This window comes from Ectobacillus polymachus (genome assembly GCF_048159605.1).
In the GTDB taxonomy this organism is placed as follows: domain Bacteria; phylum Bacillota; class Bacilli; order Bacillales; family Bacillaceae_G; genus Ectobacillus; species Ectobacillus polymachus.
This window is the reverse complement of sequence record NZ_JBLREB010000002.1, coordinates 251309-271355: the sequence shown is the minus strand read 5'-3', so window position 1 is coordinate 271355 and position 20047 is coordinate 251309. Positions and strand designations below refer to the sequence as shown.

Here is a 20047-nt window from a genome sequence, read left to right as displayed (position 1 = left end):
AAAAGCCGCCTTATCGTGACTGATAAGACAGCTTCCTCCCATACAACCATTAATTATTTGAAGAAGAATCTTGGTTTTGACTATCGTCTGGCTGTTGATCGTTGCCAGAGTTACCAGATGTTTGGTTATCGGATTGTTGATTGTCATTCTTCGCTGGATCTTTTTGGTCATCTGTAGAGTCTTTAGCTGGTGCAGTTGTTGGCTCTGCTTTCACGTCCGTAAGAGATTTGTCTAGAAATTTCTCAGGGTTTACAGCTACGCCGTCTTTGCGAAGCTCGAAGTGAACGTGGTAGCCAAGCTCCTTGTTCATTTCGCTAAGTCCAGCTTGTCCAAGGACTTGTCCTTGTGTTACGTTTTGACCAACTTCTACCTTTGTGTCGTTTAGGCTTTGGTAGAAGGTAGAAATACCGTTACCGTTGTCAATTGCTACGATATAGCCAAGAAGCGCATCTTTTTCCGCTTTTGTCACGGTTCCGCTTACGGCAGCGGTTACATCAAACATTTTTTCACCGTTACCTGCCACAAGATCGATTCCTGTGTTCGGAGTATATGTGTTGTTATAGAATACGAGTGCTTGCTCTTGCTCAGCGGCTGGAGCCTTGTCTTCATAGAATTTCTTCTTAACGGAAACGCTCGCAGTATCAGCTACAGGAAGCTTCAACACCTCCGCTACCTTCGTAACAGGTACAGATGGCGCTTCATGCTGGCTATATGGTGCAGATGGCGCCTGCTGCACACTTTGATTATCATTACTCATTTGGTACCAAAGAGCTGCAGATAAAATAACAGCTGCACTCACAATATACACAGCAGGAAAAACCCAACGTTTTTGAAACAAGCGTACTACTTTTCGAGATTGCTTATTTTCTCCATTTCTCATTCGATTATCACCTCAGCAACATTGTGAACAATATTCAGATAATCTATACAAAAATGGAAAATTTATTTTTTCGACAAAAAAAGAGCATCAGCTCCCCTGACACTCTCTTGTTATGTACGATTATTTTGCTTGGAACAAGGATGTTTGCATCAAACGTTGTAAGAAGTCCGACTTGGCCTTGCGATACTCTTCCATATCATGTCCTTCGAATGTTTGCTTTAATTCATTATATGCACTTCGCCATGATTCACTTTCTTTCAGCACTTCTGTAATTTTCCAGAAAATATCGAATTCGCTATCTTTTACGGTAAGCTGAATCCCAAGCGGTGGTTTGATGCTGTCATCTTTAAAGGATATAAAATGTTCCGTTGTAGGGCTTCCCTCGTTCCGATCATACAGGGCATCTAATATTTTCTTCGCTGCCTCAAAGTCCTTCTCAGCTACACGCACTTGTATATCAAGATCGCCCTTCGTAATCATACCTGGAACTGCCGTACTACCTACATGCCGAATATCCGCATACGGGAGAAAACTTCTTAAATTCGATTTCTGCTTACTAAATAAGGATTCTATCTGTCTTTGAAAGTACTGTTCTTCTTGAAAATGAACACGTCCTGTCATCGCTTCACCTCCTTACTAAACACCATTTTAACATAATATTTTAATATATAGAATTTTTATTTCTTGTAAAATAACCATAAACCTACTCCTAAACAAACAAGCGCTAATGCTCTCTTCATATCAAAGGAAATCTGCTTTCCGCCAAGCAAGGCATAGTGATCAATGATCGATCCCATAATAAGCTGCCCTACGATAACAGCCGTAAGCGTCGAGGCTACGCCAAGCTTCGGTACAACCATAACGGAAATCGCTACATAAAATGCTCCCATCAAACCGCCGGTAAGCTGATATTTCGGAATACCTGCTAAGGAAGGGAGCGTCCCCTTTCCAATGAATAAGACAGCTACCAGCAAGGCAAGAGTGCCCACCGAAAAGGAAACGAACGCTCCTTCTATCGAACCAATTCGCTTCCCAAGTCCGCCGTTAATCGCTGCCTGCAGCGCCAGCACCACACCGCTCAGTAACGCAAGTACATAGAATAACCAATTCACATGAAACCTCTCCTTCGTTATGTCAGAATGAAATTGTAACTTTCGCTCTCGCTAGGGCTCTTTCCTGCATAGGAGAAAAATGATTCAGTACAAATCAACCTATCGCAGAAATTAAAAATGTAAAATAAAAAGACCATCAAATTTGTATATCGATTTGTTGGTCTTTTTTGTTTAAAATTCCAAGTGAATTTATAGTAAAAAAATACGTTTATTTTATTCCGTTTCGATAAAGACAATACCAAATATTAATTACTAATGCGATACATGTGATTACTATAATTCCAATTGCTAAAGGCAATGTTATTTTCTGAGAACGTTTACTAAGCACGTAAAATATAATGGCATCATTTAATACAACAACTAATACACATCTAATAATAAGTTCTCTTAAAATAGTCATAATATCCAACCACCTTTTTTAAAAATATGATAAATGAATCGAACACACATAAGTAGTTTATTAGGATATAATTTTTTACGTTTACCTACTACTATTATAGTATATGTACGTAATGTTTATAAAAAAATTTCTAAAATAAAATGCAAAAGAAGCTACTCATTCGAGTAGCTTCTTTGCCTAAACACCTTACTCTGCAATAATATCTGCTGTAATACCTGTTGCCGGATCAAATTGCAAATCAATGCGTAACCGGTCTGGCATAAAGTTGTGATAGTCACGCAAGTAAACAGCAATCGCATCAATTAAATCCTGTTCATTCAGTTCGACCGTACGATACGGCAGGCGAGCACTTGCATGAAATTTCTGTTCTTGATTAAATTGCAAATCCACATCGATTTGTTCAGGACGGTATGAATGAAGAGATGCTTCGTACACACAAACCGCATCCACAACATCTTGTTCTTCAAAATAAAGTTTCATGGCTACTTCCCCTTCCTATCGTCTTGCAAATATACGGCGAAATACCCATACGATAAGAGCAATCACTAAGATATCTGCCAATAATCCAAATAAAGAGAAACCGTGACCTACTCCCATGCCTCCATATCCATACCCACCAAACGGATGGAACATATTTCCTAGAAATGCACCAGCGCCAAAGGCTGCTGCATGAGAAAAGAAGCTAGAGAAGCCAGATCTAGGCTTTGATTGGGTCGTATTTGCCGAATTATTATTATAAGATGGCTGCTTCGATTGCACACTAGACGAAGGAGCCTTATAGCCAGAATGATACGTACCAGAGTTTGAAGAACTGCTGCTGTGTACGGAACTGCTGCTTCTAGAAGAGCTTGAACTTGATCCGCCGCTAAATCCCTTTGCCTGTGCAACAACAGGTAAAAACAAAAGCGTAAATGCAATAGCGAATGATAATAGTCTGTTATACACTTTCATAATCGTTCTTCCTCTCCCTATAGTTAAAATCTCTATATATGATGGTATACAGCTTTTTACGATAAATAGCAATAGTAAAATCTTCTATAAACGAACACTTTTTGTATCGAAAAAGAAGAAAGAAGCCTTCCTAGCAGGCTTCTTCCCGTATCATCCAAGTGCTAATTGGAATGCTTTCACAACTAACATACCGACCGCAACAATTAAATACAATCGTAAGGTTACCATTCCAAACGTACGTCCCTTTGATCCTTTAACAGGTGGTAAATCTTCAAGCGGATCCATGCGCCATTCTATGCGTTCTTCCTCATCAACCACTTCTTTCACTCGTGGTTGATTACGATTATTTTTCCACCACCATGCCCCTGCGATCAATAAGGTAATGCCAAAAATGATTGCTAACACTTCAACAAGCATCGGTACATTGATATCTGGAAAAATAGTCGTTGTTGCTAAAATAAGTGACAGCATAACCAGTGCACCTACAATCACCATGCTAACTGCGTTTTGCCATGGTTTATTTACCCATGGACCAAGTACATGCTTATCATTGCAAAGAAGAACTAAAAACACAGTCGCACTAGGAAGGAGTACCCCTGCTAATGCTTGCACAAGAATTGTAATCAAACCAAGCGGAGCATGAGGAATAAGGACAATCGCTCCTGCTGCAGCAATAATGAAAACATACACAGCATAGAAAAGCTTTGCATCCTTCCAAGAACGGTGAAGGGAATGCTTCACCATAAATACGTCACCGAACGCATAAGAAGTAGAAAGCGTAAGCGCTGCTGCACCGATAATAGATGCATTCAAAAGCACAATGGCAAAGATGTTGCCAACAACAGGACCAAGCGTGCTGGTAAGTCCTGATGCAACCGCACCGCTATCATTAAAGTTACCCGCAAAATGTGTTCCTTGGAACGCAAACGCCGTCGTAATAATAAGCGCTGCTGCCCCAATAACAACAACGAATGCTCCAATAATCGTATCCGCACGTTCATATTTCATCCAACGTGGAGTAAGTCGTTTATCAATGACATTGGATTGTTGGAAGAATAGCTGCCAAGGTGCTACTGTTGTACCAACAATTCCGATGATGAGAAGCATAACATTGCCGTTCAATCCACCTTGAATATGAGGAACGAAAAAGCCCGTCATAATCGGAGTAAGCGTTGGATGCGCCATAAATGCCATCGGAATGGCAATAAAATTCGTTATGATAAACAAATACATAAACCGCTCCCAGCTGCGGAAGCTGCCGGAAATCGTAAACATAATAAGCATAACACCTGCAACCGGAACGCTTATATAGGGACTCACACCAAAATGAGCCATCGCCAAGCTAATTCCAATAAACTCCGTTACAATCGTCAAGAAATTAACAAGAAATAAGTCCCCAACAGAAAACCAACCCCAAAACTTACCGAACCGATTGAAAATAAGCTGTGCATGGCCAACACCCGTAACAAGGCCGAGCCGTACAACCATTTCTTGACAAACAATTAACACAGGAATGAGCAGAAGCAAAACCCATAATAGGCTCGTGCCATAATTTTGCCCTGCTTGTGCATACGTTGCCACACCACCTGCATCATTATCCCCAACCATTACAATCAAACCTGGACCCATAACCGCAAGCAACGTCTTCAAACGGGAACGAAAATCATTCCGTGGATCTAAATCGTGCTGAGAAATGGAACCAAACGCACCATGAATATCCCCAACATGTGCATGGTCTAAAACCGCCGCTTTCTTAACTTGACTCATCTCGCTCTCCTCCTTATCTCTTCTATCGGAGGAGCTACTACGCGCAACACATACGCCAATACTATCTTTCTTCTATTCTATTTGACATATCTGTTGCGCGCAGCACTATTACTCCTCCGCTTACTACTGTCTCCCGACTGACCACTGTCTGGCATTCATTCCTCAACTCCTTTATTTGATATTCGAATCCACCACAATCTTCTAACCGGGAAAAATCTTCATGTTGTTTGAATCCATTTAGTATATGCGCTACAATCTTCACTGTGTAACGGCAGATAAGCTCTTTTCATTATTAAAATAACAAGCCTATCCTAGGCGACCCGGGGAAACGCAAAAAACCCCCTGTTCTACTAAACAGGGGGATGCATGACAAATTAAATAACATGCAGCTCTAAATCCCCCTAGCTATAGCTTCAGCACTGTGCAACGTAGAGTTTTACAACTCAGCCACCTTAAGTAAAGCCTTAATCCGGCAATACCTGTTCTACCCATTGGCGTCTTTCGACATTTCCGGGCAGTGGCCTATGTTTACACAGACGCCTCGCCTAACGAGAACTGTAGCGTCTAAATGTATCCTTTTAACTCATTAATTATAGCATGGGGGGTAAGAAAGAGTCTATACAAAAATTACTCAACTATCGATTCACCAATTGATACGATACTTACGGCTTGCTCAACTGTTTTATTTTTTCACAACGAGTTTCCCTTCAAAATCACTTAGATTGGAAATGGCCACGCCCTGGTAATAATGCTGGACGATGTCCTTGTAGGATTTCCCGGATTTGGCCATGCCGTTCGCGCCATATTGGCTCATGCCAACGCCGTGCCCGAATCCCTTAGTCGTAATGGTAATCATGCCGCCCTCTTGCTTCCATGTAAAATCGGAGGAACGGAGACCTAACTTTTCACGGATGTCTTTCCCAGATAGCGTTTTCCCGTTAAAATCAACATTTTTTACACGCTGCCCGGCAGTGCGCCCGGCAATCGTTCCCACCGTTCCATTCGCCAACACTTGAACACCAAGCTTCTTTTGAAAATCCGATACACTCACTCGCTGTTCACTCGTAAATTTAGGGGCATCTTTATCCCAAGGACTTTCGACGCTGCGCAGATACGGCGAGGTCCCGCCCCAATAATCCTCTACGTTTTCTGTGTACCCATTGCTCATTGAGAAGAAGGAAGCAGTAATCGGATCCCCGTTATACGTTAGCACTTGTCCAGTCGTTGCACTTACTGCATCTTTCACACGTTTCATTTTCCAATCGTAATCCTTACCCCATAGCGTCTTCCATTCCTCTTCATTTTTATACACCTGGTTATCAACCGTATCCGTTACGTTCGCGTTGTTCGCTAGTAATTGACCAGTTAGCATCCGTTTCACAACAAATGTACGCGCCGCTAAAGCCTGCGCCTTCAATGCCTCCATTTCAAAATCTGCAGGCATTTCAGCTGCCACAACCCCTGCAACATAACTCTCAATCGGCATACGATCCACCTTATTCTGCCCGCTCCGAAACACAGCCACTTCAACGGCGCTCGGCGTAGGCTGCGCAGAAGCAGTAAGCGGGGCTTGCTTCACCGGCTCCTTCGACTTTGCGGGGAATAGTACTAATAAGCTAGGAATAACTACGACTACAACCAGTACACTTGAAAGAAATACGAAAATGGGTTTCGTTACCTTCATCAGTATCCTCCATAAAAAGACTTCATGATAATACTTATGGAACTGGACGAGCGTTTAGAACGGAATTTCTAACAGGAAAAAATCTATTCATGGCGAAATATGTTACTAACAAAATAAGGAGGATCAGTATGATTAAAAAACCTCGAAGCGTTCCCCTCTATGTAAAAAAGCTGGAAGCCTTACTTCGAAGACTTCCACTTGAACACGCAATCCGACTATCTATCACTGACAATCTAGCAAAACGAATGGCTGGCTACAAAGGCGAATGCGAAATGGACTACTCCATCAGCTACCTGCAAGATCACTACCACATTTTCCACGATTTGCGCCTCTATAGCGAAACCCGCCACTTTCAACTAGACACCCTCATACTCTCTAAATATTTCATTCTTATAATTGAAGTAAAAAATATCACAGGCACCCTATATTTTGATACCAACTTCAACCAACTTATCCGAAAAACAGAGAAAAAAAAAGAAGCCTTCCCAGACCCCATCCTCCAGATTAACCTACAATGCGAAAATTTAAAGAGATGGCTACATCACCATAAATACACAACCATCCCACTGGAGTCCTTAATTGTCATCAGCTCCCCGCGATCTATAATCGAAACCTCAGAAAATAACAGAAGTATCTACAACAAAGTCATTCACAATGCCAAACTCCCCTTACACGTAAGGAACTTTGAAAAAGCATACCGAAAAGAGGTACTCACCGCGAAACAGATTGCGAGACTATCTACCCAGCTATTACAAAATCATCAGCCTTTAGAAACTGACATTCTCAGCACCTATGGCATCCCCAAATCCGATGTAATAACCGGAGTCCAATGCGACAAATGCCAATCCATCCCCATGAACAGAGTAAGAGGAACCTGGCTCTGCCCAACCTGCGGACACACATCTAAACATGCACACTTAACTGCGCTCCATGACTATGCACTACTATTTGGTCCCACCATCACAAATCGAAACATGCGAAAATTCTTGCATATCGAATCAAAAAACGTAGCCAAATACTTACTCGGTTCTATGAACCTATCTCATACCGGCATGAAAAAACAAAGGGTATATCAGCTGCCCCTATAGAGTAAATTTACAAGGAGCTACCGTTTTAACGGAACGGCTCTTTTTTTGTCCATTAAACACTAGTTTCCTGCTCCCTTCTCTCGTTCTGTTCTCCTTTTGCCGTTACCTCATCCGGGTTCGCCGTTACACCTCTGTTTTTCGCCGTTAAATGCAGCAGTTCTGCCGTTAAAATTCAGGGACCTTCTCTTTTCCTCTCCTTCTGTTCCCCGTTCGCCGTTACCTATGCCCGTTTCGCCGTTAAACCTCTGTTTTTCGCCGTTAAATACACCATTTCCGCCGTTAAACTTCGGGGGGATCCTCTATTCCTCTCCTTCTGCTCCCCGTTCGCCGTTACCTATCCTAGTTTCGCCGTTACACCTCTGTTTTTCGCCGTTAAATTCCTCATTTCCGCCGTTAAACTTCGGGGAGACCTTCTTTTCCTCTTGATCAGGACCCTTTTCGCCGTAACCGCATCAAGTTTCGCCGTTAAACCTGCTTTTTTCGCCGTTAAATACCTCCGTTCCGCCATTAAACTTCGGGGAGGGCCTCTTTTCCTCTCCTTCTGCTCTCCTTTTGCCGTTACCTATGCCCTTTTCACCGTTAAACCTCTGTTTTTCGCCGTTAAATATATCATTTCCGCCGTTAAACTCCGGGGTACTCCTCTTTCCCTCTCCTTCTGCTCCCCGTTCGCCGTTACCTATGCCTGTTTCACCGTTAAACCTTAACTTTTCGCCGTTAAATTCCTCATTTCCACCGTTAAACTTCGGAGATCTCACCTTTTCCTCTCCTTCTGCTCTCCTTTTGCCGTTACCTCGTCCTAGTTTCGCCGTTACACCTCTGTTTTTCGCCGTTAAATTCCTTATTCCCGCCGTTAAACTTCGGGGAGGGCCTCTTTTCCTCTCCTTCTGCTCTCCTTTTGCCGTTACCTATGCCCTTTTCACCGTTAAACCTCTGTTTTTCGCCGTTAAATATATCATTTCCGCCGTTAAACTCCGGGGTGCTCCTCTTTCCCTCTCCTTCTGTTCTCCTTTTGCCGTTACCTCTTCCTGTTTCGCCGTTACACCTCTGTTTTTCGCCGTTAAATATATCATTTCCGCCGTTAAACTCCGGGGTGCTCCTCTTTCCCTCTCCTTCTGTTCTCCTTTTGCCGTTACCTCATCCTATTTCGCCGTTAAACCTCTATTTTTCACCGTTAGATACCTCATTTCCGCCGTTAAACCTCTGTATTCTCGCTCTTTCCTCTCTCTCACAAACAATACACCATACCTCGTATGGTACCATCGTAATCTATTAACCTCCTACCTAACCACATACCATCGTAATCTATCAACCTCTTACCTAACCACGTACCCTCGCAACCTATCAACCTCCTACCACCTCCCCCCCAAAACAAAGAAAACCCTCCCGCGCGTTCGCGCGAGAGGGTTCCCTCAAAAATCTTAAGCATGTACGTCCGATACCTGCTTGATTTCTTGTTCTGTAATCCGTTCAATGTCCGCACCTAATGCAGCAAGCTTATTGTGGAAATTCACATAACCGCGGTCTAAGTGCTTCAGTTCCGTTACTCGCGTATGTCCATCTGCTACGAGACCGGCTACGATAAGAGCAGCGGCTGCACGGAGGTCCGTGGCGGTGACTTCTGCTCCTTGAAGTTCACATGGTCCGTTTAGAATGACCGCACGGCCTTCGATTTTTATGTCGGCGTTCATCCGGCGGAATTCTTCTACGTGCATGAAGCGGTTTTCGAATACCGTTTCCGTGATCATGCTAGTACCTTCTGCTCGAAGCAAGAGTGCCATCATTTGGGCTTGCATGTCTGTAGGAAATCCTGGATGTGGCATGGTTTTTACGTCGACTGCTTTTAGAGTTTTTGGTCCGATTATGCGGAGGCCTTCGCCTTCCTCGATAATCGTTACACCCATTTCTTCCATTTTGGCAGTAAGCGGACGTAAATGTTCAGGTACTGCATTTTCGATTAGAACGTTACCACCTGTGATAGCGGCAGCAACCATAAATGTTCCAGCTTCGATGCGATCCGGAATAACATGATGCTTCGCTCCATATAATGTAGTAACTCCTTCGATGCGAATGGCACCTGTGCCGGCACCGCGGACTTTTGCTCCCATTGCATTTAAGAAGTTTGCAAGGTCGACAATTTCTGGTTCTTTTGCTGCGTTTTCAATAATAGTAGTTCCCTGTGCGAGGACGGCAGCTGACATTATGTTTTCTGTCGCACCAACGCTTGGGAAGTCTAAGTAGATTTTTGCTCCATGTAATGCTCCGTCGGTGTATGCTTCGACAAATCCGTTTCCTACTCTTACTTTTGCTCCCATTGCTTCGAAGCCTTTTAAATGTTGATCAATCGGACGTGATCCGATTGCACATCCGCCTGGCAGTGCAATTCTGGCATGACCCTTGCGAGCTAAGAGCGGTCCCATAACTTGTACAGACGCGCGCATTTTTCGAACGTACTCAAATGGTGCTTCAATATTCAGCTCTTTCTGTGCATCAATTACGACATGGCCATCTTCAAATACAACATCTACATTCAAATGACGCAACACTTCGTTGATGGTATACACATCGGATAGAGCTGGTACATCGAATAACACATTTTTTCCGTCACTCGCTAATAAGGATGCAGCGAGTATAGGCAGAACTGCATTCTTTGCGCCTTCTACGCGCACTGAACCGTTTAGCTGTTTCCCGCCACGGACGATGATCTTTTCCAAGGTATTCCCCTCCGTGTCAAAAATTTAACATCTATTCAATATTCAGACGTAATCACTGGTGTGCCAATCACAATCGTCGTCTTGTTGTCTGCATTTCGCAATGCGACTTGCACATTGATTTTCTCTTTTTGGATTGTAAGAGCGTCATTCCACTTCCCAGTATATGCAGAGATGGATACAAATGCTCTTTCCTGCGTAGCCTCTACTGGCCTTGCATCTAATCCTTGAAGGATGCTTTTCGCTCTAGTTAACAAAACACCTTCCATGTTATCACTCGAAATGGCTCGAATACAAGTATAAATTGTGGATTTTTGACTAAAAATTTTATTAATCATCACAGCAGTGGAATCGTCCCACTTCGTTCCTGTTATTTCGTGAATAATAAAGGTTGTATTGGTAGTATTCTCTTTAATCCAAGTTACAACCAATCTTTCTTTGTAATCAGAGAAATTCTTTACTGCAGTTGCTTTATATCCTTCTGCTGAGTTTTCGAATGTCCAATCTGTCACATGTAAGTCATGTTCCAGTTTTTGAAGAAGAGCATGAAATGTATGTATATCATAAACTGTATGATCTTCTTGTTTTTCAGTCATCGTCCAATCCTGCATAACCGCATCGTTTGCCTCCAAAACAGCACGCATTTTGGATAGCTGCTCTTGCGGCGTTACAGCTTGTGTCCGGCTAAAGCCGGCAAAAATCAATACGACACTTACCCCTACCATGAAAATGACCATCGTGACAGTACGCATTCGTTCATCCCCTCTCTACGTCCATTTTTGACGCGGCGGGGAGGAAATATACTCAGACAAAATTTACTTAAAAAGATACGTCAGACTCTTGGAGTATCCTAAATAATCTAAGAAAAAGTTGCTAACGGTCGTTCCGACAGCAATCGTAAGTAGTAATAATAATACTTTTGTTTGCAGGACTTTTCCCTTCTTCATAATCCTCTCTAAATGAATGCCTTGAAGCGCCCACCATGTAATCGTAATAAAGAGTAAATGTGAGAAGATGGATATGAGTGCTTGCTGTCCAAACTGTACCACTTCCATGTTTTCCTCCTTCCATCAGCAATGAAAAAAGTGTAGAGTAAAAGCTCTACACTTTTTCAGTTCATATTTTATTGTACCACGTTTTTTCTTATTTTGCGCCAGTGAAAAAGAAATCTTTCGTAAGCGGAAATGTATCATGGAAAAAGTTGTAGCCAATCGATGGAAATACACCGAGAAGTACAGTTCCGATTACGCATAGAACGATGACAAATCCAATATTAAATGGAATCTCTGGCTTCGTTTCCTTTTCAGGACTGCGGAAGAACATAAGCTGCAGGATTCGGAAATAATACACATAGGAAATGACCGTTGTTAGCATCATAATCGCTGGCAGTACGTAGTGTACAGGCTGCGATGTAAAGGCGCCAACAAAGATGTTTAATTTCCCGATAAATCCGGCTGTTCCTGGGATTCCTGCTAATGACAAGATAAAGATCGTCATAGCAAAAGCAATGCCTGGTGAGCGCTTGTAAAGCCCTGCGAACATGCTAATATCTTCATGCCCATCATTTCGAATGAATGCATGAATTATGGCAAATGCCCCAATATTCATAAGTAAGTAGGCAGCCATGTAAAACCACATACTATCAAGTGTAAACGGTGATATGGATAGGAACGGTACGAGCAAGTAACCAGCGTGCGCAATTCCTGAATAAGCGAACAAACGCTTTACGTTGCGTTGCTTGAGAGCTACCGTATTTCCGACGATCATCGTTACAGATGCAAGCACAATGATGAACATTTGCAAGCTCATAAAGAGCGATTCTGTTCCTTCCTTCACTGGAATACCTGTGAAGACTAAGATGAAAATACGCATCACGATAATGAAGCCTGCGATTTTCGAAATCGTTCCGAGAAATGCAGTAACAGGTGTTGCCGCCCCTTCGTATACGTCTGGCGCCCACATATGAAATGGCGCAGTCGCAAGCTTAAAGGATAAACCAACGAAGGAAAGGATGAAGGCAATTGATAGAAGCAATTGCTGATCACCGCTTACGCCTTGGGAAAGGATCGTGCGCATTTCTATCACATTCGTCGTTCCCGTAAGACCGTATAAATAACTGAAACCAAACAGCGTAATAGCTGTAGAAATACCGCCATTAATCACATATTTCATCGCTGCTTCGCTGGAAGCAAGACGCTTTTTGCGAATCGCAACCAAAACAAATGATGAAAGAGTAAGCATTTCAAGTCCGATGAATAATGTAATGAGGTCATTACTTGACGCCATAAACATCGTTCCGAGAAGGGCTGTTAAAAATAAGAAATAATACTCACTTTCGTCCGTAATGCTTCTTTCCTTCGTATCGCTTACCGCAAGAAGAAGAATAAGAGCAGATCCGATGAGAAGCAAGGTTTTAAATGACTTCGAAAAACCGTCTAGTACGAAAGATCCATTTATGATGTCGCCAGCTGGTTGTCCGTACTGAAAGACTAGAGAAACAAATGAAAGAATAATAGCAGCTAAAGCGACATATGCTAAGTTCTTTCGTTTAAAAGTATCCTTGGCGAATAAATCAAGGAGCGATAGAAGGATGGCGGCGGTGGCAATAATAATCTCCGGCATCATAAGGCCCCAATTTATGCTCATTAACGTGTGCATATCCACTCTATCCTACCTCCCAACCATTTGTAGTGCGGAATCAAGCGGTCCGCCGAGTATTTGAGGAGCCACCCCGATAGCAATGATGAAGAACATAAGCACGAGAATAGGTAAAAACTCATAGCCCTTCACATCTTGCCCTGCAGTAGTAAGCTCGTATTGTCCGAATGTAATGGTTAAAACTGCACGCAGCATATAGACAGCTGTGAGGATGATGCCGAGCGTTCCGATTGCCGCGACAATTGGCATTGCTTGGAACAAACCAAGAAATGCTAGGAACTCGCCGACGAAACCAGACATACCTGGTAACCCAAGCGATGCCATCCCTGCAGCAAGTAGGAAGCCGCTAAAGAGTGGAACCTGCTTTGCTAAGCCGCCAAGATGCGTAATGTCTGATGTATTGTAACGATTCTCAAGAATACCGACTAGGAAGAACAGCAAGGCTGCAATTAAACCGTGCGATACCACTTGGAAGAGGGCACCTTTCACACCAGCAACATTCATCGATGCAAGACCAATAAGCACAATACCCATATGCGAAATACTACTGTAAGCCAGAATGCTTCGCAAATCCTTTTGAACGAGCGCAATCAATGCCCCGTACAATAAATTGATAACGCCGAGAATGGCGATAAGTGGTGCTAAGTAATTAAATTCAGCTGGGAACAAGCCCATTCCAAAACGAATCATCCCGTATGCCCCAATTTTAAGGAGCACGCCGGCATGCAGCATAACAACTGCTGGCGGTGCTTGCACGTGGACATTTACCATCCAGCGATGAAGTGGGAAGATTGGAAGCTTAATACCAAGCGCAATAAATAAGGCAATAAACAATCCCATTTTAAGCGATTCGGAAATCGGGCCAAGCGGACCTTGCCCTGCTTGAAGCGCAGCCGCTGCTTCATGGAAATTCGTTGTTCCAGTTATTGCAAAGATGATGACGAAAACGAGCAGCATAATCGCTGAGCCGATTCCGTTATACAATAGGTAGCTGTACGCAGCTTTTTCGCTTGCGAATTTTCCCCATTTCCCAACGAGGAAGAACATCGCTGGAAGCGTAAGCTCGAAGAAGAAGAAGAAAAGCAAGAGATTTTGCGCAGCAAAGACACCTAGCATACCCGTTTCTAATAATAGAAATAGGATGTAGAAGCTTTTCACATTTTTCTTAATCTTAATAGCTGTGATCGCAGCTAGTACAGCAAGTACTGCTGTTAGCATCATAAGCACGAAAGAAAGACCGTCAACACCGAGTTCAAAATAAATTTTGAACAGATCTCCCTGTCCATCAAATTTACCAAATTGAATCCAGTCCACTTTTTGTGCGAACGTATCAAATCCTGTTCCCGATAGGTATGCTCCGTATACGATAAATGAGCAAACGAGCGGAATGAGAGTCGTAATAATTCCAATCACTCTTGCACGTTTTTCATCGGAAATCATACTGAGTGCAAGAATACCGAGAAGTGGGGAGAAAATAAAGATGGTTAAAAGATAGCTCATTGTATATACCCCCCTAGTGCAACGAGAATGACAAGTAATATCGCAAGACCTACGAATGCAACAGCACCGTATGTTTGAACCTGTCCGCTTTGCAATTTAGAAAGAAGCGATCCCACTGCCTTTGTAATGCTTGCAAACAAGACTGCAACGCCTTCTACAATGTAATTTTCAATCCATTTGAGCACATAGGCAATCCCCTTTACAAGCGGAATAATCGTAACGCCGTAAAGCTCATCGATATAATATTTGTTCAGTAACAATTGATAAAACGGTGTTTTTCCGCCAAGCCAATCTCTTGATATCGATTTCTTTCCGTAAATCAAGTAAGCAAGGCCGATACCTGCTAGTGAAACAAGTGTAGCTACAATCATAATCCATACAGGACCATGAGTTTCAGACACTTGGAAAGGAACGTCCTTCGTAAGCCAATCGCCTAGGAATGTACCAAACCATGGTGTATTAAAGTATCCTGCTACTACAGCAAGAATACCGAGTACAATCATTGGAACCGTCATAACCTTAGGTGATTCATGCACATGTACTTCCTTACTGCGGGATTCCCCAGTAAATACAAGGAAGAACAAACGGAACATATAAAATGCTGTAAAGAATGCAGCTATGACTGCAAGCCAGAATAGAAAATAATTTCCATGCTCCCAAGTAGCTGCTAGAATTTCATCCTTACTAAAGAACCCAGACAGTAACGGGAATCCACTAATCGCTAACGTACCGATTAAGAATAATGATGCAGTTAGCTTCATCTTTGAGAACAGGCCGCCCATCTTTTCGATGTCTTGCGTATTCACGGCGTGAATGACGCTACCTGCTGCTAGGAAGAGAAGTGCTTTGAAAAAGGCATGCGTCGTAAGGTGGAATACTCCTGCTGTATAGCCAGCAGAACCAAGTGCAAGCATCATATATCCGAGCTGACTCATTGTAGAGTAAGCAAGCACGCGTTTAATATCAGTTTGTACGATACCGATAGATGCTGCGAAAATGGCAGTAAATCCGCCGACTACGGCAACCGTCATCAACGCTGCAGAGCTCGCTTCAAAGAGCGGGAACATCGTAGCAACTAAGTAAACCCCGGCAGCTACCATTGTAGCCGCATGGATGAGAGCCGATACAGGAGTCGGACCTTCCATCGCATCCGGAAGCCAAGTATGAAGTGGAAACTGACCTGATTTTCCGATTGCACCAATAAAGATGAGAATAGCTGTCAATGTAATCATCACATCAGGAATTTGATGATTGGCTACTGCTTTGAAAATCGCATCATATTCAAAGCTGCCAACCTGCCAGAACAACAGGATCATTCCGATAAATAATCCTACATCCCCGATTCGCGTCATAACGAACGCTTTCTTCGCTGCCGCTCTTGCTTCATCCTTGAAGTAGTAGAAGCCGATTAGCAAGAAGGAACCAAGACCAACTAGTTCCCAGAACACATAAAGCTGAAGAAGGTTTGTACTAATAACAAGACCTAGCATCGCGAATGTAAATAATCCTAAGTATGAATAGAAAACGGAAATACGTTCATCTCCGTGCATATACCCTCTTGAATACACATGAACAAGAAAACTAACAAGTGATACGATGAACAGCATAAGCGCGTTCAATGCATTCACTTCAAAACCGAAATTAATCGATAGATTGCCAATATGAAGCCAAGTCCATTCTATTTTTAGCGTACCCGCTGACAAGCGCTCGATTAAGACAAGTGCCGCACCTACAAAAGCAAGGAAATGTAGCACAATCCCGACATAGCTTCCGTTTTCCTTCAGCTTCTTACCAAATAGAAGCAATAGCACAAAGGAAAGTAGCGGGAAAAGCGGTATAAGCCAAGCATAATTCATCATTTCTGTGTTCTCCCCTTTCCTTCTAATGCTTTAAGGAATCCATTTCGTCAACATTTACAGTTTGACGATTACGGAAATATGCGATAAGAATCGCTAAGCCAACTGCTGCTTCTGCTGCAGCTACTGCAATCGTGAACAAGGAGAATACTTGTCCCTTCAAGCTAGGGAATATACCCATTTTACTAAAAGCTACAAGATTAATATTTGCAGCGTTTGTCATCAACTCAATACAGACTAATACGATGACCGCATTTCGCTTCGTTAAAGCTCCGTAAAGCCCAATGCAAAAGAGGATAATAGCTAGTGCTAAGTAGCCTGATACTGGAACGTTAGTCATGCGATTCACCTTCTTCCTGCTCGTCTGTCTTCGTTAAAATGATTGCACCAATTAATGCCACCAATAGCAGAATCGAAGTGATTTCAAACGGAACGAGATATTGTGTATACAACATTTCCCCGATTTGCTTCGTATTCTGAACATGCAAGTTTGCATCAGCGCCCTTTGGCGAGAAGTCAACATTATTCACAGCGAAATACATCACAGCTCCAAATGCTAAAACGCCTAAAAGAACGAAGAAAGACCGAACATTAAAATGCGATTCGACTTCGTCGTCATGTTTTGTAAGCATGATCCCAAAAATCATGATGATCGCAACTGCTCCGGAATAGATTAAAATTTGTACAACCCCTACAAACTCAGCCGAAAGCATAAAGTATAAACCTGCGATACTTAAGAATGTAAAGACGAGGGATAGCATCATGTGCATAACCTTCGATACATTGATCATAAGCACGCCGCCCATAATAGCAATTAAGGCAAGTGCGAGAAAGGCTACTAAATCACCGCTCATGGCTTATTCCCCTCTCTCACGTTTTTATCGTTTTCGTCCAGCCATTGCAAATTCTTGAACAAATCATCACGTGTATATTCAGCAAGCTCAAAGTTGTTCGTCATCACAATCGCTTCAGTCGGACAAACTTCTGTACAAAGATCGCACAGAATACAAATTTCAAAGTTAATATCGTACGTATCGATTACCTTTCCCTTTTTCGCAGGGTCAGGATGCTTCTTCCCAGTTAGGTTAATGCAATCCGTTGGACAAATGTTCGCACATTGATTACAGACGATGCATTTTTCCGGATAAAATTTCTGAATACCGCGGAAACGATCCGGAAGCGGAAGTGGTTGGTTTGGGTAATCGTACGTTACCTTTTGCCGCGTTAACTGGTGCAACGTGTACTTCATTCCCTTTAATAACCCAAGCATATTTTCTCCCCCTCTTTCACCGCGAAAATCGCGGCTGATTTGGCTACATGAGCCAATACCATTCCATTAAAAGAATAATTGTTTAATAAGCGCCGTAAGAAAAATATTTGCAAGTGAGATTGGAAGCAGTACCTTCCAGCCAAATTCCATAAGCTGATCCGCACGAACACGCGGGAACGTAACACGGAACCAAATTAATAGGAATACAACAAGTGAAAACTTTAATGAGAACCAAACAGCACCTGGAATAAACCCAAGAAATGCTACTGGCTGCCATCCACCTAAGAATAAAACCGTTATTAATGATGCCATCGCGAAAAAGTACACATACTCAGAAAGCATGAAGAAGGCCCAGCGGAACCCAGAGTACTCGGTATGGAACCCTGCAACAAGCTCAGATTCTGATTCTGGTAAGTCGAATGGCGTCCGGTTTAATTCTGCTGTCGCCGCAATGATAAATACGATGAACGCAACAGGCTGTGCAAAAATGAACCAAACCTTCGATTGCGCTGCTACAATATCATTTAAATTTAAGCTTCCTGCTAACATAACGACACCAATTAAGCTCATAACAAGCGGAATTTCATAGGAAATCATTTGGGCAACAGCACGCATACCACCAAGAAGTGAGTATTTATTATTAGAAGCCCAGCCACCTGTAATAACCCCAACCGTTGAAATACCGGAAATGGCTATATAATACAGAAGACCAACGCCGATATCCGCAAACTGAAATTTATCTGTAAACGGAATCGTTGCAAGCACGATAAAGGAAGGCGCAAAGGCAATAACCGGCGCTAAAATGAATAATGGCTTGTCCGCAGCCTTTGGAATCGTATCTTCCTTCAGCAATAGCTTTAATACGTCTGCTACGGTTTGCAAAAGTCCAAAACGTCCGCCGACCTGGTTCGGTCCGATACGGCCTTGCATAAATCCCATTACTTTCCGCTCCGCTAAAATCCCATATGTAACGAAGCCAAGAACAACCATTAACAATATTACACCTAATCCAAAAAAGATGAAAAACGTAGTCCAACTTGGTGTGGATTCTAAAAGGCTCTTAACCATTAGCCGTCAACCTCCCCAAGTACAATATCAATGCCGCCTAAAATCGTAATTAAGTTCGCGATATTCTCGCCTTTTAATAGCTTCGGTAAGATTTGTAGATTGTAAAAGGACGGACGACGGAATTTGATGCGATATGGCTCTTTCTTGCCATCGCTCGCAATATAGCAGCCAATTTCTCCGCGTGGTGATTCAATACGAACAAAGGCTTCTCCCTTCGGTGCTTTAATAATTTTCGGCACCTTCGCCATGAATGGGCCATCTGCTGGGAATTGCTCAGCTGCTTGCTCTATGATTTTAAGAGATTCTTCAATTTCTAACATACGGCACATATAACGATCCCATGCATCCCCTACCTTACCGACAGGAACATCAAAATCAAAACGATCATAAATGGAATATGGCTCTTCCTTACGAATATCCCATTTCACGCCTGAACCGCGTAAATTAGCACCGCTCAGCGAATACGCAATCGCATCTTCTGCCGAATAGGTTCCGATACCCTTTACACGATTTAAGAAGATTTCATTTCCTGACACAAGATCATGGTATCCTTGCAATTGCTCACGCATGTAAGGAACGAATTCTTTTACTTTTTCAATCCAGCCTTCTGGAGCGTCCCATTTCACGCCGCCTACACGCATGTAATTAAAGGTTAGGCGCGCACCGGAAAGCTCATTTAGCATATTGATAATCATTTCACGCTCGCGAAATGCGTACAAGAACGGGCTTACTGCTCCAAGATCAAGCAAGTTCGTACCCCACCAAACAAGATGGCTGGCAACACGGCCAAGCTCCATGGCAAGTACGCGAATGTACTCAGCACGTTCTGGCACTTCTAGTCCCATCATCGTTTCTACTGCGTGACAAATGACATAGTTATTTGTCATCGCTGATAAATAGTCCATACGGTCCGTATACGGAATAATTTGCGTATACTGCAGATTTTCTGCCAGCTTCTCTGTTCCACGGTGAAGATACCCTATTACTGGCGTAGCTTCTGTAATAATTTCCCCATCAATTTTAACAACGAGACGAAATACACCGTGCGTACTCGGATGCTGTGGACCTACGTTAAGAAGCATTTCTTCTGTACGAATCATGCTTA

At 42.8% G+C, this 20047-nt stretch carries 21 protein-coding genes and 1 riboswitch; of the genes, 1 reads left to right on the top strand and 20 read right to left on the bottom strand.

Annotation, left to right across the window (positions count from 1 at the left end; translation table 11 throughout):
- Positions 1–49: 49 nt before the first annotated feature.
- From ACM5BR_RS11900 to spoIID, 7 genes are all read right to left on the bottom strand, one after another.
- Positions 50–880, bottom strand: coding sequence for a peptidoglycan DD-metalloendopeptidase family protein (locus ACM5BR_RS11900; RefSeq protein ID WP_416828141.1), 831 nt, complete (start codon positions 878–880; stop codon positions 50–52).
- A gap of 120 nt (positions 881–1000) precedes the next feature.
- On the bottom strand, positions 1001–1501 hold the full coding sequence (locus ACM5BR_RS11895) for a GrpB family protein (RefSeq protein WP_416828139.1): 501 nt from the start codon (positions 1499–1501) through the stop codon (positions 1001–1003).
- A 56-nt stretch (positions 1502–1557) separates the two neighbouring features.
- Positions 1558–1992 carry a DMT family transporter gene (locus ACM5BR_RS11890; protein WP_416828137.1) on the bottom strand — a complete coding sequence of 145 codons (435 nt, stop codon included), beginning with the start codon at positions 1990–1992 and terminating at the stop codon, positions 1558–1560.
- A gap of 586 nt (positions 1993–2578) precedes the next feature.
- Positions 2579–2872, bottom strand: a complete 294-nt coding sequence (locus ACM5BR_RS11885) for a DUF2653 family protein (protein WP_416828136.1) — start codon at positions 2870–2872, stop codon at positions 2579–2581.
- A gap of 15 nt (positions 2873–2887) precedes the next feature.
- Entirely contained in the window at positions 2888–3343 is a 456-nt protein-coding gene (locus tag ACM5BR_RS11880; protein WP_416828135.1) for a hypothetical protein, read from the bottom strand.
- 150 nt (positions 3344–3493) lie between these two features.
- Positions 3494–5110 carry an Nramp family divalent metal transporter gene (locus ACM5BR_RS11875; RefSeq protein WP_416828134.1) on the bottom strand — a complete coding sequence of 539 codons (1617 nt, stop codon included), beginning with the start codon at positions 5108–5110 and terminating at the stop codon, positions 3494–3496.
- 390 nt (positions 5111–5500) lie between these two features.
- A riboswitch (M-box (ykoK) riboswitch) is annotated at positions 5501–5670 on the bottom strand.
- A gap of 122 nt (positions 5671–5792) precedes the next feature.
- Positions 5793–6794 (bottom strand): stage II sporulation protein D, encoded by a 1002-nt coding sequence (gene spoIID / locus ACM5BR_RS11870; protein WP_416828132.1) that lies wholly within the window; start codon positions 6792–6794, stop codon positions 5793–5795.
- Between the two features lie 128 nt (positions 6795–6922).
- Here spoIID and ACM5BR_RS11865 point away from each other — a divergent pair, with 128 nt between their 5' ends.
- Complete coding sequence (locus tag ACM5BR_RS11865) at positions 6923–7882, top strand: nuclease-related domain-containing protein (RefSeq protein ID WP_416828130.1); 960 nt, start codon at positions 6923–6925, stop codon at positions 7880–7882.
- Between the two features lie 452 nt (positions 7883–8334).
- On the opposite strand, the gene ACM5BR_RS11860 is transcribed toward ACM5BR_RS11865, so the two are convergent.
- From ACM5BR_RS11860 to ACM5BR_RS11800, 13 genes are all read right to left on the bottom strand, one after another.
- Entirely contained in the window at positions 8335–8637 is a 303-nt protein-coding gene (locus ACM5BR_RS11860; RefSeq protein ID WP_416828129.1) for a hypothetical protein, read from the bottom strand.
- Positions 8638–8787: 150 nt separating this feature from the next.
- A complete protein-coding gene (locus tag ACM5BR_RS11855) occupies positions 8788–8952 on the bottom strand; it encodes a hypothetical protein (protein WP_416828128.1) in 165 nt (54 codons plus the stop codon).
- A gap of 348 nt (positions 8953–9300) precedes the next feature.
- Positions 9301–10593, bottom strand: coding sequence for a UDP-N-acetylglucosamine 1-carboxyvinyltransferase (gene murA, locus ACM5BR_RS11850; protein WP_416828127.1), 1293 nt, complete (start codon positions 10591–10593; stop codon positions 9301–9303).
- 35 nt (positions 10594–10628) lie between these two features.
- A complete protein-coding gene (locus tag ACM5BR_RS11845) occupies positions 10629–11342 on the bottom strand; it encodes a YwmB family TATA-box binding protein (protein ID WP_416828126.1) in 714 nt (237 codons plus the stop codon).
- A gap of 63 nt (positions 11343–11405) precedes the next feature.
- On the bottom strand, positions 11406–11645 hold the full coding sequence (locus ACM5BR_RS11840) for a DUF1146 family protein (protein WP_416828125.1): 240 nt from the start codon (positions 11643–11645) through the stop codon (positions 11406–11408).
- Between the two features lie 88 nt (positions 11646–11733).
- A complete protein-coding gene (nuoN, locus tag ACM5BR_RS11835) occupies positions 11734–13248 on the bottom strand; it encodes an NADH-quinone oxidoreductase subunit NuoN (protein ID WP_416828590.1) in 1515 nt (504 codons plus the stop codon).
- A 12-nt stretch (positions 13249–13260) separates the two neighbouring features.
- Complete coding sequence (locus ACM5BR_RS11830; protein ID WP_416828124.1) at positions 13261–14748, bottom strand: NADH-quinone oxidoreductase subunit M; 1488 nt, start codon at positions 14746–14748, stop codon at positions 13261–13263.
- A complete protein-coding gene (gene nuoL, locus ACM5BR_RS11825; RefSeq protein ID WP_416828123.1) occupies positions 14745–16607 on the bottom strand; it encodes an NADH-quinone oxidoreductase subunit L in 1863 nt (620 codons plus the stop codon). Before nuoL ends, ACM5BR_RS11830 begins: the two co-directional genes overlap by 4 nt.
- 22 nt (positions 16608–16629) lie before the next feature.
- Positions 16630–16944, bottom strand: a complete 315-nt coding sequence (nuoK, locus tag ACM5BR_RS11820) for an NADH-quinone oxidoreductase subunit NuoK (protein ID WP_416828122.1) — start codon at positions 16942–16944, stop codon at positions 16630–16632.
- Positions 16937–17458 (bottom strand): NADH-quinone oxidoreductase subunit J, encoded by a 522-nt coding sequence (locus tag ACM5BR_RS11815; RefSeq protein ID WP_416828121.1) that lies wholly within the window; start codon positions 17456–17458, stop codon positions 16937–16939. Before ACM5BR_RS11815 ends, nuoK begins: the two co-directional genes overlap by 8 nt.
- Positions 17455–17874, bottom strand: a complete 420-nt coding sequence (gene nuoI, locus ACM5BR_RS11810) for an NADH-quinone oxidoreductase subunit NuoI (protein ID WP_416828120.1) — start codon at positions 17872–17874, stop codon at positions 17455–17457. The genes ACM5BR_RS11815 and nuoI overlap by 4 nt, the downstream gene beginning before the upstream one ends.
- A 66-nt stretch (positions 17875–17940) precedes the next feature.
- Positions 17941–18942 carry an NADH-quinone oxidoreductase subunit NuoH gene (gene nuoH, locus ACM5BR_RS11805; RefSeq protein WP_416828119.1) on the bottom strand — a complete coding sequence of 334 codons (1002 nt, stop codon included), beginning with the start codon at positions 18940–18942 and terminating at the stop codon, positions 17941–17943.
- Positions 18942–20042, bottom strand: coding sequence for an NADH-quinone oxidoreductase subunit D (locus ACM5BR_RS11800; protein ID WP_416828118.1), 1101 nt, complete (start codon positions 20040–20042; stop codon positions 18942–18944). Before ACM5BR_RS11800 ends, nuoH begins: the two co-directional genes overlap by 1 nt.
- Positions 20043–20047 lie beyond the last annotated feature (5 nt).